Origin of the sequence: Pseudomonas fulva NBRC 16637 = DSM 17717 (assembly GCF_000730565.1) — a bacterium.
Taxonomy (GTDB): domain Bacteria; phylum Pseudomonadota; class Gammaproteobacteria; order Pseudomonadales; family Pseudomonadaceae; genus Aquipseudomonas; species Aquipseudomonas fulva.
This window is the reverse complement of record NZ_BBIQ01000001.1, coordinates 414394-431195: the sequence shown is the minus strand read 5'-3', so window position 1 is coordinate 431195 and position 16802 is coordinate 414394. Positions and strand designations below refer to the sequence as shown.

Here is a 16802-nt window from a genome sequence, read left to right as displayed (position 1 = left end):
TTGCCAGTTGGGCGTGGTGCACCGCCTGAGTACCTTGGGCCCTCTAGTCCTAAGAGTATCCGCCATGAAATCTCTGAACGCACCTGATCGCCCATACAGCTCTGTACCAGTGGATCCGGAAAAACTGTTGCAAGCTAGCTTCGGCAGCATTTTTCCGGAACCTGCCTTGAATCACCGCGTCTGGGTACGCTACATCGAATTGGATGAAGCATCGGACACTGCGGTTCTTAGTGTGCAAGCGCAAAACGTCGACGATGGCTCGACCCAGTTCTACACCGCGCAAGTTACCCGCCAGCAAGCCATAGACTGGAGCGGCCCACTCGATATAGTCATTGTCGATGGTAGCTACCACCATATCGAGCAAAAGCTCGTAACCAACAACCCTAAAGCCACTGCTCTTAAAACGTTGCCATGCCCCACGGATGCTCTCGTGCTCGGCGAGAAACACCAGGCGGCCCTGTACGCACCCAAAGGTACGGTGATCATGTTGCCAAGCACGTGGGAGACGGTTCATCACAGGACGCTGTATCACCTGGCAGACGGCACGCGTAAGTTCATCGTGAACCTTGGCGGTGACCGGCACCTGGAATACCCAGTCGATACCAGTGCTGGCCCGCTCGGTGTACCCGGCGATTTCATGGCGTTTGAGGGCAGTGGTTACGTGAGCCTGATCGTTGGTCGCTTATCGGAGAGGGAACTCATTAGAGACGACTCGAAACCGTTGATGCTCCTGGGCCTGGGCAAAGGGCAGTGGTTACGTGAGCCTGATCGTTGGTCGCTTATCGGAGGGGGAACTCATTAGAGACGACTCGAAACCGTTGATGCTCCTGGGCCCGGGCAAAGTGCAGGGCGTTGTAAACCCCGATTGAGCACGCGGCGCTAGGTGACTGCTGCACCAGCGGCCGTGGGCCGCTGGTGAAGTGAACGCGTCATCCGGCAAAGGCTGGCGCTTCTACACCTTCATCGGCAGCGGCGATGCGCGGCTCATGTGTTCCTGGGACACCGAGCAAGAACGTGTGCGTGAGCTGGCGGCAGACATCCAGGCCATCGCTGGCACCTGATACTTCTGCCAGTTTCTCTCTGCCGGACAGGACGATAGGCTGCTTACACCTGGCCGGGTAACCACTCTTGTGACATGGAGAAACGCGATGAACGAAAAAAATCAGGCAGTGCTCAGCGAAGCTGATGTTGCCAAGTGCATCAAGGTTGGCGACCGGATCAATGGCCAGGTCGTCACGGAGAAGGTGTGGACCCGCGACACCCCGGGGAACCTTACCGTTCACGTCATCTATAACAGTGACATCGCAGAGCGGGTGGAAGTACTCGATCCCGATATACTTTTCACCGTGCGTGAAGGCCTGGTGAGTTCAGGCGAGGTGTACGAAAAAAAACGTGTGGAAACACAGTACACCAAGTCTGATTCGGGTTGGACTGTCCAGGAAGTTCATTACGACCTGTTCGACGTGCTGAGTCTTAAGACTTGATAATCCAGATGCCGCCTCCTGCTCCGGACTGAGCGAAAGCAGGGCGCTTGGTGTGGTTGCCAGTGAAGCCATTGCTTTGCAAGCAGGACCACCTACACCTTCAGTCATTCAATGACTTGAGAAAACGTGAAGCGTGGGGGCGGGGTTAGCCGCTCCCACGTAGCTTGGCCAACGGCCTGTCACTGCTCGGCGATGGTCCGAACGATCGCATCCACCGTGGCGTCGATCTGTGCCTGGGTCCGGGCAAGGGTCCGCTGATGTTCCTTCTGCAGTTCGACCTGCTTTGAGCACAGGTTCAAGGCTGCCAGTACCAGCAGCTTGTCGCCGATCAGGGTCGGATACGAACGCTTGGTCTCGGCCAGGGCAGTGTTCAACATACGCACCGCGTGGGCCAAGGTCTCTTCCTGGCCTTCGGGCGCCTTGATCGAATAGTCGTTGCCCAGGATCGACACGACATTGACCGGCTGCGCTTGCAGGCTCATGCGTTGACGACACCCGCGCTGGCACGATCGACCAACGCCTGGATACGGGCGGCGGTGGCGCCGTTCTTTTCTTCCTGCTCCATCAACGACAGCTGCAGGGTTTCGTTCTCTTCGTTTGCCTGGGCCAGTTGCTGGCCGAGGACGTTGTTTTGCTCGGTGAGTTGAGCGTTCTTTTGCATCAGGTCGCTGACCAGTTGCTCGAGTTGATTCAGGGAAGCTTCAAGCATGGGTCTATCTCAGGTTGTTGCGAGGGGCGCACACGATAAAGAAAACCGTTGCCCATCGCCATTAAATATCGGATTCACAAGGGTTGTGCCCCGCACATTGACAGGGTAACCCCCCTCTTGTTCCGACCTGAGTCAACCATCGGTCAGTCAAAGACGTGGGGCTGCACCGCAGCCCCCGACAGATCCAAGCTGTGCCCTGGATTCAATAATCGATGCGCACATCCCCTTTCGGTACGCTGCAACATGACAGGATGTAGCCTTCGGCCTCGTCTTCCTCGGTGATGCCGCCGTTGTGTTCCATCTCCACTTCGCCGCCCAGCTTCAACACCTTGCAGGTACCGCAGATCCCCATGCCGCAGGCTTTAGGGATCATCAGCCCGACTTTCGCCGCCGCTGCGTGCACGGTTTCGCCCGGCGCGATGCGAATGCTTTTGTCACTGCCGATGAACTCGACCAGGTTGAGGTCGGCTGCGTCCACTTCCGGCGCATCGGCGGCCGCTTCGGCATGTTCCACTGCATCGGCCTTGGCTTCGGCTGGCGTCGCCCCGAACGACTCCTCGTGGTAATTGCTCATGTCGAAGCCGACCGCTTCGAGCATGCGCTTGACCGCCGTCATATAGGGGGTCGGGCCGCAGCAGAACACCACGCGTTCCATGTAGTCCGGCGCAATCAGCTCCATCAGCCGCTGGTTCAGGTAGCCACGGTAGCCCGCCCAGGGTTCGCCCAGGCCATGCTTCTCGCAGATGATGTGCAGGCCGAAATTGGGCACGCGGGACGCCATCTGCTCCAGTTCGCGATGGTAGATGATGTCCTTGGGTGAACGGGCGCTGTGTACGAACACCATGTCGACATTGGCGTTGGTGTCATAGAACCAGCGGGCCATCGACATGACCGGTGTGATGCCCACGCCGCCAGACAGGTACAGCACCTTGGCGCCGGGGAAGTCGATGGCGTTGAACAGCCCCACAGGTCCGTGCACCGGCAGCTCGGCACCTTCGTGCATGGTGTCATGCAGGAAGTTGGACACCAGCCCGCCGGGTACGCGCTTGACTGTGATGGAGAAGCTGTAGGGCACCGAAGGCGAGCTGGATATGGTGTAGGAACGCATGACCGGCTTGCCTTCGATTTCCAGCTCCAGGGTCACGAATTGCCCAGGCTTGAAGAAGAACATGATCGGCTGGTCTGCCATGAAGCAGAAGGTGCGCACGTCCCAGGTCTCCTGGATGACCTTGACGCAGCGCACGATGTGGCGGCCGTTGGCCCAGGTCTGGGTAGTGACCGGATTGAGGAAGGTTTCGGACATGTTCATCTCCAGCAGCCGACAGTTGGCCTTTTTATGGCTCGGATGATGCTCAAGCTTGCGACCTTGAACATTCCTGCCAGCGACATCGGCGTACTTATCGCGACCAGCCCCGCACGACAAGGGTTGCGGCGTCGTAATTCAAATCGGCCATGTCGCCCATGGATACGGTTCACGCCGCCTTCGCACGCACACTCCACCGCAAAACAACACGCTGTTCATGGTTAACAGCCTTGCGGCACCACAACAACGATTAGCCACCTTTTGCCGGCCGCGCACGGCCCCGAGGAATACACGATGGACGTCACCGCAACCCTGAGCCTGGGCGATCCACTTGAACCTGCACGCAAGGCGACCGCCGAGATGCTGCAAAACCGCGAGCGCACCTACTCGCTGCCCCAGCCTTTCTACACCGACGAGCGTCTGTTCCAGATCGACATGCAGGAGATTTTCCACAAGGAGTGGCTGATCGCTGGCATGACCTGCGAGATCCCGGCGAAAGGCAATTACCTCACGCTGCAGATCGGCAAGAACCCGATCATTGTCGTGCGCGGCACCGAGGGCAAGGTGCATGCGTTTCACAACGTCTGCCGTCACCGCGGCTCGCGCCTGTGCGTCAGCGAAAAAGGCAAGGTGGCCAAGCTGGTGTGCCCTTACCACCAGTGGACCTACGAGCTGGACGGCCGCCTGCTGTTCGCCGGCACCGAGATGGGCGCTGACTTCGACATGAACCAGTACGGCCTGAAGCCTGTGAACGTGAAGGTCGCTGGCGGTTACATCTTCATCAGCCTGGCGGAAAACCCGCCAGCCATCGACGAGTTCCTGGCCACCCTGGACCACTACATGGAACCGTACGACATGGAAAACGCCAAGGTGGCGGTGCAGACCACCTTGATGGAAAAGGCCAACTGGAAGCTGGTGCTGGAGAACAACCGCGAGTGCTACCACTGCAATGGCTCGCACCCGGAACTGTTGCAGACCCTGCTGGAGTGGGACGACACCAACGACCCGCGCGCCAGCCAGGAATTCAAGGACCACGTGGCCGCCTCTGCTGCCGCCTGGGAGGCCGAGAAGATCCCGTACCTGCACAAGAGCCATGGCCTGCGTAACCGTATCGTACGCATGCCGCTGCTCAAGGGCACGGTTTCGATGACCATGGATGGCAAGCAGGCCTGCAAGAAGTTGATGGGCCGCATCAAGAACCCGGACCTGGGCTCGATGCGCATCCTGCACCTGCCGCACTCCTGGAACCACTGCATGGGCGATCACATGATCGTGTTCACCGTGTGGCCGATCAGTGCCCAGGAAACCATGGTCACCACCAAGTGGCTGGTGCACAAGGATGCCGTCGAAGGCGTGGACTACAACCCAGAAAACATGCGCAAGGTATGGGACGCCACCAACGACCAGGACCGCCGCCTGGCCGAAGAGAACCAACGTGGCATCAACTCCACGGCGTACCAGCCTGGTCCTTACTCCAAGACGTATGAGTTTGGGGTGGTGAACTTCATCGACTGGTACAGCGGGCGCTTGCTGAACAACCTGGGGGCGGAGCCTGCGCCGTATCTGAAGGAAGTGCAGGCGCAGTAACTGGCTAGAAGCCGGGATAGCGGCAACTGTCGCTATCCTTTCTTCAAGCCGGCATTAAGTAGATCTTATAGTTGCAGCCTGAGTCCGCATCCTTTCCGAGGTGCCAGGGTCTGCAGAGTGCCTGCGTCTCCCTGAAGCCCTGTCAGGGGCACTCACCGATCGCTCGGCCAACGGCAGGTTAACGAGTTCGGGCACGTTTAGTCGCCACGGTTTCGCTTGAGCCAGCCTCCACGCTTCATAGGTAGAGGTGCCCAGCGACACTATCGTCAGCGCTGCAAGCGCCCAGGTTTGCCATTTGCTGTCCGGGTCGACCGCTCTGGTCACCCCAATGGTCAACCCCGCCGTACCCGATAGGGCGCTGATACTCGATAACACCCAATCAGCCCGCGTTGGCTTGGGTATCAGCGGTTGAAGAGCTTCCACGGCAGTTTGGGAAGCCGAATTGATCCGTTTATGGAAAGACCTGAAACGTAGGCCGCTGATAAAGACGCCCATGAGGTTGGTGAAGATGCTCAGGACTGGCAGCACATATTCCTCTGGCTTTTGCCCAGTAGGGTCGCTGTGGTTGACTGGATCACCCACGCAGTAGGCATAGGCATTCAAGCCGCCGTTACCGAATGGGCTCAATATGTCGGGTGAATGGAAGCGCATGAGCGATGGCTTGTAGTGCCGGTGTCCATTCCCCAGCGGGTAGCTGAACGTCAGCGGATCGCGCAACTCTCCACAAAAGGCAAGGCTTGGCTCCGAGAGCTCGTTCCCAGTGCCATAGGGCGAATAAGCCCGATGACCTTGGCGCCCGGTGTCTGATACGGGATGTCGTCGGTTGGCGCTGTAGAGAAAGATCGGCATGATTCCCCGAACTCGCGTGGCATGCGTGCAGGATAGACGGGCATGCAGCGCTGGGGGTACTGGCAAAAATGACAGGTCTTGCACGGCGCGCGTCACCCGCTGTGCTCCCCGGTGGAAGCGGGCTTGCCCGCGATCACCGGCACAGCCGATGCCAGCCGCTGCGCGGGATGCCTGGCGGGTTCAGTCGCCAGGCATGCCCATCAGCGCAGTACGCCTTCCTCCACCAATAGTTTCACAATGGCCTCGGCACCTTCCTGCGGCGTGACGTCCTTCAACACTTTGCCCCCGCCCCCGCTGGCCTTGGCCGTGGCGGCCTTCATGCGGTCGGCGCCGCTTTTGGCCTTGATAACCTTCAGCCGTTTGGGCCGTGGGCGGGCCGGTTGCAGGGCCTCTTCGCCCAGCAGTTCATCGTCCACCACCTGTACGTCCTGCGCCGCTAGCACACCACGGCGCGCTGGTCCGAAGGCACTTTGACGCGGCTTGGGCGCGGCGTTATCCACCGTCGCCACCATGGGCAGGCGTACCTTCAAACGCCGGCGCTGACCGCGCGGTAACGCCTGCAACACTTGGGCAGTACCGTTCTCGATGGATTCCACCTCGGCCAGCCCCACCACCAGCGGCCAGCCCAGTTTTTCAGCGAGCAGGAACGGCAGCATGCCCGACCCCTCCCCCGTCTCGGCCTGGCTGCCGGTAAGCACCAGTTGCGCACCGGCACCGCGCAGGTAATCGCCCAGCACCCCCAGCACATCGGCGCCGGCGGGTTGCTCGAGCACATCAAGGTGTTCCAGGCCCATGCCCAGGTAACCGCGCAAAGCCTCCTCACGGGGATCCCCTGCATGCACGACTTGCAGGTCCTCGCCGGCCAGTTGCAGACCCAACTCGACCGCCCGTGAGTCCTGCTCGGCGCGCCGCGCGCGACCGGAGCTTGGGTGCGCACCGATCGAAACCAGGCTGATGACTTTCGTACTCATGCTCGTGCCCTTATGCCGCGTCACGCTGGGCGCCGTTGCGGAACTGCTCCACAGCGTCGATCAGTGCCTGAAGAATCGCCGCGCTGTCGCCAATCACCGACAGGTCGGCGCGTTTGATCATGTCGCAACCGGGGTCCATGTTGATCGCCACCACCTTGTCGCAGGCACCGATGCCCTGCAGGTGCTGGATAGCGCCAGAGATACCCACCGCCATGTACACACGAGCCGTTACCCACGTCCCCGTAGCGCCGACTTGGCGATCACGCGGCATGTGGCCATCGTCCACCGCCACCCGCGATGCACCTTGGGTCGCGCCCAATGCGGTGGTCGCCTTGTGAAACAGGGCCCAGTCCTTGACACCGTTGCCACCGGATACAATGAACTCGGCTTCGGCCATGGCGATCTTGGCCGGGTCGACGGCCACCGAGCCCAGGTCCTCGATGCGCGAGATACTGCGCGCCACACTGCCGGACAGCTCGACCGGCAAGGCCTCGTGACGGGTTTCGCTCACAGGCTCTGCACATTCGGCCGCAGCCAGGATCAGGCGTGGCAGCACGCGTTGCATGTCTTGCTGCCCCGCACCGGCGCGGCCGATGCACTGGCCGTCCTTGACCTGCCAGACACGCGTTGCCGGTCGCTCACCCAGCGCAGCACCGAGGCGTCGGCCGAGCTCGCCACCGCCGGAACGGCTGTCTGGCAGCAGCCAGTGACGCGGGGCGAACTGGTTATCGACAGCGCGCAGGCCCTGCACCAACTGCTCCGGTGCATACCCTTGGTACGCCTCGCCTTCGATGACCAGCAAGCGGTCCACGCCTGCGGCGGCAAAGTTGGTTTCCTTGTGCTCGCCGAACACGATGGCCAGTACCGCGCCGTCGCTGCCCGCCAACCCATGGGCCAGGCCCAGCAGGTCGCGGTCGTGGCTACCCAGGCGCCCGCCGATCATGTCCGGTACCACGGCAATGTAGAACGCAGGCTCTGCCACCTGGTGCAGCGGCAACTGCACTTCGGCCGCAGCGCTACGCCGTGCGCCACCGCTGGTGCCCTGCTGGGCCCCCGAGCGGTCGATACGCTTGAGGCCGTTGGGGCCGATGAAGCCAGCCGCACTGGCATGGGGGTTCTTGCGCATGAGGCCGTTGGGCCCCATCCAGCTGGTTTGTTGCGTCTGCATGGCCGCATGCAGCGGATGCAGACGGTTACGGGCGATCCACTCGGCGCGAGGGTCGCGGCGGATGATGTCGCTCATCAATGCACCTCCGCAGGTTCACGTTTGGATTTCGCAGGTTTGGCAGCCGCTGGCTGGGCCTCTTCCTCGATCAGCACATCGGCCACCAGTTCGGCCAAATCCTTGATCAGCGGCCGTGGCTCTACCACCCCTTCGAGCATGGCCGTGCACTGCGGGCAGCCCACGGCGACCACTTCGGCTTCGGTGGTGCGGATGTCGTCCATGCGCATGTCGGGAATACGCTGTTTGCCCGGGATGTCGGTGATCGGCGCACCGCCGCCACCGCCACAGCAGCGTGAGCGAAAGCCCGAGCGCTCCATTTCGCGAACTTCGATGCCCAATGCGCGAAGCACCTCGCGAGGCGCCTCGTACTCGCCGTTGTAGCGGCCCAGGTAGCACGGGTCGTGGTAGGTGACGCTGCCGCCCTTGTGCTGCCCCAGGTTGAGCTTGTTGGCACCGATCAGCTCGGCAATGTAGGTGCTGTGGTGCTGCACCTGGTAGTTGCCACCCAGCGCACCGTATTCATTCTTGAGCACATGGAAGCTGTGCGGGTCGCAGGTAACGATGCGTTGGAACGTGTATTTGGCCAGGGTCTGAATGTTGCGCTTGGCCAATTGCTGGAACGTGGCTTCATCACCCAGACGGCGCGCCACGTCACCACTGTCGCGCTCCTCCAGGCCAAGCACGGCGAAATCGACGCCAGAGGCCTTGAGCACCTTGACGAACGCGCGCAGGGTGCGCTGGTTGCGCATGTCGAAGGCGCCATCACCCACCCAGAACAGCACGTCGGTACGTTTGACGTCCGCCAGCAGTTTGAGGTTGAGGTCAGCCGCCCAGTTCATGCGCCCGCCCGGGGCGAAACCGCCCGGGTTGTCGGTGGCGATCAGGTTGTCCAGCACCTCGGCGCCCTTGTTCGGGGTGGCGCCTTTTTCAAGCGTCAGGTGACGGCGCATGTCGACGATGGCATCGACATGCTCGATCATCATCGGGCACTCTTCCACACACGCGCGGCAGGTGGTGCAGGACCACAGTGTCTCGGCATCGACCAGCCCATTGACGATAGGCTGGTGGGGGTGGCCGCCGTGCTCACCCAACGGCTTGCCAGGATAGGGGCTGCCAGCGAACTTGGCATCGGTGCCGCCCGCCAGGCCGATGACCATGTCCTGAATGAGTTTTTTCGGGTTCAACGGCTGTCCGGCGGCAAAGGCCGGGCACATGGCCTCGCACTTGCCGCACTGCACGCAGGCGTCAAAGCCCAGCAGTTGGTTCCAGGTGAAGTCCACTGGCTTTTCAACGCCAAGCGGCGCACGGGGGTCTTCCAGGTCCAGCGGCTTGAGGCCAGTGGAGCGCCCGCCACCGAAACGCTCGGCGCGCCGGTGCCAGGCCAGGTGCAGGGCACCGGCGAAGGCGTGCTTCATGGGCCCGCCCCAGGTCATGCCGAAGAAAAGCTCCGACACGCCCCACAGCACGCCCAGGCCCAGAATCCCGACCATCACCCAGCCGCCCGTGTTGGCCGGCAGAATACCGGCCACGGGCAAGGTGGCGATGAAGAAGCTGGCAGCAAATACCAGCAGGCTCTTGGGCAGGCGCATCCAAGGGCCCTTGGACAGGCGCGAAGGCGGGTTCAGGCGGCGCTTGAAGACGAAGATGGCGCCGGTGAACATGATCACCGTGGCCAGCAGCAAGGCGTAGCCCAAGATCTTGCTCTGCAGGCCGAAACCATGCACCAGGATCGCCAGCAGCGCCGACAGCACGAAGCCGCCAGCGGTGGCCACGTGGGTATTGGACATGTACTTGTCGCGCTCGACCACGTGGTGCAGGTCCACCAGGTAGCGGCGCGGCATGGCCAGCAGACCGCCGATCAGGTCCACCTTGGAGGGTCGGCCTCGGCGCCACATGTTCACACGGCGCAGCGCACCGAGCACGGCAAGCCCGAGCGCGGCGAACAGCAGGATGGGTAGAAGGGTGTTCAACATGGGAAGCTCCCACAACAGCTAGATTCTTGCGCCACCCCGAAGGCCAGCGCGGGCCCCTGCGGGAGCGGCCTGGTGCTGCGAAAGGGCTATGAAGCGGCCCCAGCATCCGTGGTACTGATCAAATGCTGGGGCCGCTTCGCGACCCTTTCGTGGCACAAGGCCGCTCCTACAGGGGGGCCAGTCCCGCTTTCAGAAAGGCGGTGCGATCAGAAGTCCTTGCACAGACGCAAGGCATCGTAGATCGCCGCATGCACGTTACGCTGGGCCACACAGTCGCCGATGCGGTACAGCAGGTAGCCTTCGCCTGGCTGGCTCAAGATCGGCTGTGGCTTGATGGCGAACAGCGCCTCCACGTCGATCTGGCCCTTGTTGCGCGAACCGTCCTTGAGGGCGTAGTACAGCTGCTCGTCCGGACGCACACCGTTCTCCACCACCACCTGATCGACCACCCGCTCTTCCTTGGCGCCGGTGTACTCGTTCTCCAACACAGCGACCAGCTTGTCGCCCTCGCGGTAGACTTTCTCCAGCATCATGTCCCCGGTCATGATCACTTCCTTGGGGTACATGCTGCGGTAGTAGGTCGGGAACGTAGTGCCGCCCATGGCGACACCCGGCTTGATGTCGTCGGTGACGATCTCGACCTGGCTACCCTTGTCGGCGATGAAGTCGGCCACCGACATGCCGGTGAACTCGCAGATGGTGTCGTACACCAGCACGTTCTTGCCCGGCGCGACCTTGCCATCGAGCACGTCCCAGCTGCTGACCACCAGCCCTTCGGCCGCACCCCAGTGTTCGTTCTGCTCCAGGAACGAATGCCCGCCCACAGCCAGCACGATGATGTCCGGGCGCAGATCCTGAATGGTGTCTACATCGGCCGCGGTCCCCAGGCGCAGGTCCACCTTCAGGCGGGCCAACTCCAATTGGTACCAGCGGGTAATACCAGCGATCTGGTCACGTTGCGGCGCCTTGGCCGCGATGGTGATCTGACCGCCGATCTGGTCGCGTTTTTCGAACAGGGTCACATCGTGGCCACGCTCGGCGGCCACGCGCGCCGCCTCCATGCCTGCAGGGCCGGCACCGACGATGACGACCTTGCGCTTGGCGCCGGTGGTCTTCTCGATGATGTGCGGCACACCCATGTACTCACGCGAGGTCGCGGCGTTCTGGATGCACAGCACGTCCAGGCCTTGGTACTGGCGGTCGATGCAGTAGTTGGCGCCGACGCACTGCTTGATCTGGTCGATCTGGCCCATCTTGATCTTGGCGATCAGGTGGGGGTCGGCCATGTGTGCACGGGTCATGCCGACCATGTCCACATAACCACCTTCGAGAATCCGGGTGGCCTGGTTCGGGTCCTTGATGTTCTGCGCGTGCAGGACCGGGACCTTGACCACTTCCTTGATGCCCGCTGCCAGGTGCAGGAACGGCTCTGGCGGGTAGCTCATGTTCGGGATGACGTTGGCCAGGGTGTTGTGGGTATCGCAACCCGAGCCCACTACCCCGATGAAGTCGAGCATGCCGGTGCCATCGTAATAGGCAGCGATCTGCTTCATGTCTTCGTGGCTGAGGCCATCGGGGTGGAACTCGTCGCCGCAGATCCGCATGCCCACGCAGAAGTCGTCGCCCACTTCGGCACGCACGGCCTTGAGCACTTCCAGGCCGAACTTCATGCGGCCTTCGAAGCTGCCGCCCCACTCGTCGGTACGCTTGTTGACGCGCGGGCTCCAGAACTGGTCGATCATGTGCTGGTGCACCGCCGACAGCTCGACGCCATCGAGGCCACCTTCCTTGGCGCGGCGGGCTGCCTGCGCGTAGTTGCCGATCACACGCCAGATCTCTTCCACCTCGATGGTCTTGCAGGTGGCACGGTGCACCGGTTCGCGGATGCCCGAGGGCGACATCAGGGTCGGCCAGTTGAAACCATCCCAGCGCGAGCGACGCCCCATGTGGGTAATCTGAATCATGATCTTGGCGCCATGCTTGTGCATGGCGTCGGCCAGGTTCTGGAAGTGCGGAATGATACGGTCGGTGGACAGGTTGACCGACGACCACCATTCCTGCGGGCTGTCGATGGCCACCACGGACGAGCCGCCGCAGATGGCCAGGCCGATGCCGCCCTTGGCCTTTTCTTCGTAATACTTCACATAGCGGTCGGTCGTCATGCCGCCGTCAGTGGCGTAGACCTCGGCGTGCGCGGTGCTGAGCACGCGGTTGCGGACGGTCAGTTTGCCGATCTGGATCGGCTGGAACATTGCTTCGAATGCCATGACGCTATCTCCGGCTTACAACGGCTTCGTTACGAACAGGCCATCTTCGTGGCCTTCTTCCGACCCACCGTACACCTGCTCGGCAACGGTGCGGATCGAGCTGCCGCGGGCAGCGAGAATCTGGTCCATGGCACCGGCGAACCAGCCAGTGAACATGTAGTCGACCTTGCGGCCGCACTTGCCATAGACGTAGACGAAGGCCGAGTGCTTGAGCTTGACGCTGCACGTGCCCTTGTCCAGGTCGATGTCCTGGATCTCGAACAGCCCCCAGCCACGCTGGCTCAGGCGCTTCATGTAGTGCTCGAAGACCGCGACCCCTTCCAGGCCATGGCACTCGGCTTCTTTCTCGCACCAGTGCCACGCCGACTTGTAGCCCGCCTTGTAGAGAATGTCGGCGTACTTGTCGGCGCCCAGGACTTCTTCGATGCCCATGTGGTTGTTGACGAAGAAATGGCGTGGCACGTACAGCATCGGCAAGGCGTCGCTGGTCCAGACACCGGTCTCGCTGTCGACTTCGATTGGCAATTGCGGGGCGATCTTGGCCATGGAAACTCAACTCCAGAAAAAATTTTTATTGGGTAGCCCCGGCGTTGCTGGCAGGGGCTCGAAGCTTGAGAGCGGCTTATTCGCCCCAGACGTCTTTCAATACGTTGACCCAGTTCTCGCCCATGATCTTGCGAACCACGCGCTCGGAGTGGCCACGCTTGAGCAAGGTTTCGGTGAGGTTGGGGAACTCGCCCACGGTGCGAATGCCCAGCGGGTTGATGATCTTGCCGAAGTTGGTCAGGCGACGGGCGTAGCCCTTGTCGTGGGTGAGGTATTCGAAGAATTCCTTGCCGTGACCCTGGGTGAAGTCGGTACCGATGCCGATGGCATCTTCACCTACGATGTTCATGGTGTACTCGATGGCCTCGGCATAGTCGTCGATGGTCGAGTCGATACCCTTGGCCAGGAACGGTGCAAACATGGTCACGCCAACGAAACCACCGTGGTCGGCGATGAACTTCAGTTCTTCATCGGACTTGTTGCGCGGGTGCTCTTTAAGGCCCGATGGCAGGCAGTGGGAGTAGCACACCGGCTTTTTCGATTCGAGGATGACTTCCTCGGAGGTTTTGGAGCCGACGTGGGACAAGTCGCACATGATGCCGACGCGATTCATTTCGGCAACGATTTCGCGACCAAAGCCCGACAGGCCGCCGTCACGCTCGTAGCAGCCGGTGCCTACCAGGTTCTGGGTGTTGTAACACATCTGCACGATGCCCACGCCCAACTGCTTGAACACCTCCACATAACCGATCTGGTCTTCGAAGGCATGGGCGTTCTGGAAGCCGAAGAGGATACCGGTCTTGCCCAGTTCCTTGGCCTTGCGAATGTCGGCCGTGGTGCGCACGGGCATCACCAGGTCGCTGTTCTCGCGGATCAGTTTCTGGCTTGCAGCGATCTGGTCGACGGTTGCCTTGAAACCTTCCCAAACCGACACGGTGCAGTTGGCGGCGGTAAGGCCTCCTTTGCGCATATCTTCGAACAGCTCGCGGTTCCACTTGGCGATGATCAGGCCATCGATGACGATGCTGTCGGCGTGTAATTCGGCTGGGCTCATCAGGCGTCCCCTTTTATTGAATGGGCTGGCGCCAAACCTTGTGCCGGCGCTTTGGGGCCAGCATATGCCTGTGCCCCGAGGCGCCCCGATGCAAAAACGACAGGGGGTTTGCCGAAAGCGTCAATGCGCGACAAGCCGCCCTCTGGCGCGGCCTGCGGCGATGAGACACAGTCTCGATAACGACCATCGAGGGCCCTTTGATGAACAATCTGCCCAGGTGATACCGTACGCGCCGAGAGTACGCGAGAATCGTCAGGATTCGTCAGCCGGTGGAGGAAACAACGAATGAAAGCGATGGCAGGGATGGTACTGCTGGCCGTGGTGGCGGCAGCCCAGGCCGGTGAGGAAGAAAATACCCCGTGCGACAACGTCGAGACCGAGGCGCAAGCCCACGCCTGCGCAGCGTTTAACAAGCAAGCCTCCGAACGGGAGCTGAAATCGGCCTATGACGAACTTCTCCAGCGCGTTCATGACGCGTTCGACGACAAAGGCAGCGTTGCAGCAACAATGATCGAGCGCTTGAAGCAGGCTCAGGGGCTGTGGACGCAGCTTCGCGATGCCGATTGCAAGGTGGAAACCCTCACCCTGCCGACCAACGGCAAAGCTTACCAGGCCGCCTGGGACACCTGCGTGGCGCAACGCACCGATGACCGGTCCGAGTACCTGCAATCGATTCTGCAACAGTAGCGCGAGACTGCCTGGTCAGGAAAAGTTTGCGGCTTATTCATCGCACCAACCTCAAGCTCCAACGTGTGGGCAACGACATTTTGCAGGGCTAATTCGGCGGTGACGGCTTCACGACCCTTCGCTCCTCGCGCGGGCAGCGCCCGAAGCGGCGCTTGTAACGTCGGGTGAAGTACGACGGCAGTTCAAAACCGCATGCCACGCTGACCTGGGTGATCGTCATCTGGGTTTGGCGCAACAACTGGCAAGCCTTGTCCAGGCGCAGGCCGAGGTAAAAGCCGCTGGGGGTGTCGTTGAGGTGCAACCTGAACAGGCGCTCCATCTGGCGACGGGTGATCATCGCGCGCGCGGCCAGTTCCGTTGTGCCAAGGGGGTGTTCGGTGTGCTTTTCCATCTCACCGATCACCTGCACCAGCTTGCGGTTGCTGATGCCATAGCGTGCAGCGATCTGCATGCGTTGATGATCTTGGCGCGGTCGAATACGGCTCAACACGAACTGCTCGGAAACCTGCACGGCGAGCTCGGCGCCATGGGCCTGGGCAATCAGATCGAGCATCAAGTCGATTGAAGCGGTGCCGCCCGCACAGGTAATGCGTTGCCGGTCAATTTCGAACAGCTCCTGGGTGGCCTGCAGGCTGGGGTAGTTTTCCCTGAACGCATCCAGCGCCTCCCAGTGTACGGTCGCACGATGGCCATCGAGCAAGCCTGCCTCGGCCAGCACCACAGCACCCGTATCGATCCCGCCTAGCATGCCACCCTCGTGAGCCAGGCGTCGCAGGCTTTGCTGGAGCTTGGGGGCGTAGCAGCGCAGGGGTTCGAAGCCTGCCACGATCAGCAACGTACCGCAGGGCGTTTGCGCACCCAGCGCTGCGTCGGCATTGACCGACATGCCATTGCTGGCGTTCACGGCGCTCCCATCCAGGCTCAACACCTGCCAGTGGTACGCCTGGGCTTTGAACCTATTGGCCACGCGCAGGGGCTCCAGGGCACTGATGAACCCCATGGCCGAGAAACCGGGCAATAACAGGAAGTGGATGATCTGCGCCATGGCGTGCTCCAGAGAACAGGTCGCCTGCGTGCAAATGTTGGTCGCCGGCGTGCGATTTTCAATAGTGCCACCAGCGTAGCGTGTTCACACGGTCCGCAGAGACCGCCACCATAACAATCTGTACTGCCGATGGAGAGCCACCATGCACAGCTTGATCCGCCGCAGCCTGTTGACCTTGGCCCTGACCAGCCTTGTTACCCCCTCGCTTTACGCAGCCGATGCCGCTGCCTGCAAGAATGTCCGTCTGGGCGTGGTCAACTGGACCGATGTGATCGCGACAAGCGCCATCGCTCAGGCATTGTTCGATGGCCTGGGTTACACCACCAAGCAAACCAGCGCGTCGCAGCAGATCATCTTCGCTGGCATTCGCGACAAACGCCTGGACATGTTCCTGGGGTACTGGAACCCGATCATGACCCAGACCATCACTCCCTTCATCGAGGCCGGGCAGGTCAAAGTCATGGACAAAGCCAGCCTCGAAGACGCCCGGGCCACGTTGGCAGTGCCCAGGTACCTGGCGGACAAGGGGCTGCGCACCTTCGCCGACATACACAAATTCGAGAAGGAACTGGGCGGCAAGCTCTATGGCATCGAGCCGGGTTCCGGTGCCAACACCCAAATAAAGGCCATGATCGCCAAGAACCAGTTCGGCCTAGGCAAGTTCCAGCTGGTCGAGTCCAGCGAAGCGGGCATGCTGGCCGCCGTGGACCGCGCAGTACGGCGCAAGGAAGCCGTGGTGTTCTTCGGCTGGACCCCACACCCCATGAACGTGAACATCGACATGGTTTACCTCGGCGATAGCCAGGATGCGCTCGGCCCTGACGAAGGTCGCGCGACGGTGTGGACCGTAACCGCGCCCGATTACGCAGCGCGCTGCCCCAATGCCAACCGCCTGCTGGCCAATCTGAGCTTCAGTGCCGAAGACGAGAGCCGCATGATGCAGCCACTGCTCGACCACAAGGACGCGCTGGAATCGGCGCGCCAATGGCTCAAGGATCACCCCGAGGACAAGGCCCGCTGGCTTGAGGGGGTGACCACCTTCGATGGCAAGCCGGCCGCCGACAACCTCAAGCTTACCGCCAACTGATACCGCCCCATCACC

Annotated in this window: 16 protein-coding genes and 1 pseudogene; 6 read left to right on the top strand and 11 right to left on the bottom strand. The window is 61.5% G+C overall.

Annotation, left to right across the window (positions count from 1 at the left end; translation table 11 throughout):
• The first annotated feature begins 64 nt into the window (after positions 1-64).
• The 3 genes and pseudogenes from PFU01S_RS01995 to PFU01S_RS01990 all read left to right on the top strand — a co-directional run bounded on the left by PFU01S_RS01995 (position 65) and on the right by PFU01S_RS01990 (position 1484).
• Positions 65-802: a hypothetical protein gene (locus PFU01S_RS01995; protein ID WP_125921859.1), complete on the top strand. Its 738-nt coding sequence runs from the start codon at positions 65-67 to the stop codon at positions 800-802.
• Between the two features lie 118 nt (positions 803-920).
• Positions 921-1061: pseudogene (locus PFU01S_RS22035) on the top strand (threonine aldolase); the annotation flags it as partial.
• Positions 1062-1148: 87 nt separating this feature from the next.
• Positions 1149-1484, top strand: a complete 336-nt coding sequence (locus PFU01S_RS01990) for a hypothetical protein (RefSeq protein ID WP_027913563.1) — start codon at positions 1149-1151, stop codon at positions 1482-1484.
• Between the two features lie 179 nt (positions 1485-1663).
• Here PFU01S_RS01990 and PFU01S_RS01985 read toward each other — a convergent pair whose 3' ends face one another.
• The 3 genes from PFU01S_RS01985 to gbcB form a co-directional block, all read right to left on the bottom strand.
• A complete protein-coding gene (locus PFU01S_RS01985; RefSeq protein WP_027913562.1) occupies positions 1664-1966 on the bottom strand; it encodes a cell division protein ZapA in 303 nt (100 codons plus the stop codon).
• Positions 1963-2193, bottom strand: a complete 231-nt coding sequence (locus PFU01S_RS01980; RefSeq protein WP_027913561.1) for a hypothetical protein — start codon at positions 2191-2193, stop codon at positions 1963-1965. The genes PFU01S_RS01985 and PFU01S_RS01980 overlap by 4 nt, the downstream gene beginning before the upstream one ends.
• Positions 2194-2395: 202 nt before the next feature.
• The gene (gbcB, locus tag PFU01S_RS01975; RefSeq protein ID WP_028686660.1) at positions 2396-3496 is read right to left on the bottom strand and encodes a glycine betaine monooxygenase reductase subunit; all 1101 of its coding nucleotides are present in this window, start codon (positions 3494-3496) and stop codon (positions 2396-2398) included.
• A 294-nt stretch (positions 3497-3790) separates the two neighbouring features.
• Here gbcB and gbca point away from each other — a divergent pair, with 294 nt between their 5' ends.
• Positions 3791-5083 (top strand): glycine betaine monooxygenase oxygenase subunit, encoded by a 1293-nt coding sequence (gbca, locus tag PFU01S_RS01970; protein ID WP_028686661.1) that lies wholly within the window; start codon positions 3791-3793, stop codon positions 5081-5083.
• A gap of 54 nt (positions 5084-5137) precedes the next feature.
• Here the strand turns inward: gbca and PFU01S_RS22825 are convergent, their stop codons facing one another.
• The 7 genes from PFU01S_RS22825 to PFU01S_RS01940 form a co-directional block, all read right to left on the bottom strand.
• Positions 5138-5932 (bottom strand): RHS repeat-associated core domain-containing protein, encoded by a 795-nt coding sequence (locus PFU01S_RS22825; RefSeq protein WP_028686662.1) that lies wholly within the window; start codon positions 5930-5932, stop codon positions 5138-5140.
• 200 nt (positions 5933-6132) lie between these two features.
• The gene (gene etfB, locus PFU01S_RS01965; protein WP_027913558.1) at positions 6133-6903 is read right to left on the bottom strand and encodes an electron transfer flavoprotein subunit beta; all 771 of its coding nucleotides are present in this window, start codon (positions 6901-6903) and stop codon (positions 6133-6135) included.
• A gap of 10 nt (positions 6904-6913) precedes the next feature.
• Positions 6914-8146: an electron transfer flavoprotein subunit alpha gene (gene etfA / locus PFU01S_RS01960; protein ID WP_027913557.1), complete on the bottom strand. Its 1233-nt coding sequence runs from the start codon at positions 8144-8146 to the stop codon at positions 6914-6916.
• Positions 8146-10101: a dimethylglycine demethylation protein DgcB gene (gene dgcB / locus PFU01S_RS01955; RefSeq protein ID WP_027913556.1), complete on the bottom strand. Its 1956-nt coding sequence runs from the start codon at positions 10099-10101 to the stop codon at positions 8146-8148. Before dgcB ends, etfA begins: the two co-directional genes overlap by 1 nt.
• Positions 10102-10307: 206 nt before the next feature.
• Positions 10308-12368, bottom strand: a complete 2061-nt coding sequence (gene dgcA / locus PFU01S_RS01950) for a dimethylglycine demethylation protein DgcA (RefSeq protein ID WP_027913555.1) — start codon at positions 12366-12368, stop codon at positions 10308-10310.
• Between the two features lie 15 nt (positions 12369-12383).
• Complete coding sequence (locus PFU01S_RS01945; RefSeq protein ID WP_023532428.1) at positions 12384-12914, bottom strand: DUF5943 domain-containing protein; 531 nt, start codon at positions 12912-12914, stop codon at positions 12384-12386.
• Positions 12915-12990: 76 nt separating this feature from the next.
• The gene (locus PFU01S_RS01940; RefSeq protein WP_023532386.1) at positions 12991-13968 is read right to left on the bottom strand and encodes a dipeptidase; all 978 of its coding nucleotides are present in this window, start codon (positions 13966-13968) and stop codon (positions 12991-12993) included.
• 285 nt (positions 13969-14253) lie between these two features.
• Here PFU01S_RS01940 and PFU01S_RS01935 point away from each other — a divergent pair, with 285 nt between their 5' ends.
• The gene (locus PFU01S_RS01935) at positions 14254-14655 is read left to right on the top strand and encodes a lysozyme inhibitor LprI family protein (RefSeq protein ID WP_027913554.1); all 402 of its coding nucleotides are present in this window, start codon (positions 14254-14256) and stop codon (positions 14653-14655) included.
• A gap of 88 nt (positions 14656-14743) precedes the next feature.
• Here the strand turns inward: PFU01S_RS01935 and PFU01S_RS01930 are convergent, their stop codons facing one another.
• The gene (locus tag PFU01S_RS01930) at positions 14744-15700 is read right to left on the bottom strand and encodes a GlxA family transcriptional regulator (protein WP_027913553.1); all 957 of its coding nucleotides are present in this window, start codon (positions 15698-15700) and stop codon (positions 14744-14746) included.
• Positions 15701-15842: 142 nt separating this feature from the next.
• Here PFU01S_RS01930 and choX point away from each other — a divergent pair, with 142 nt between their 5' ends.
• Positions 15843-16787, top strand: coding sequence for a choline ABC transporter substrate-binding protein (choX, locus tag PFU01S_RS01925; RefSeq protein ID WP_028686663.1), 945 nt, complete (start codon positions 15843-15845; stop codon positions 16785-16787).
• Positions 16788-16802: the final 15 nt, after the last annotated feature.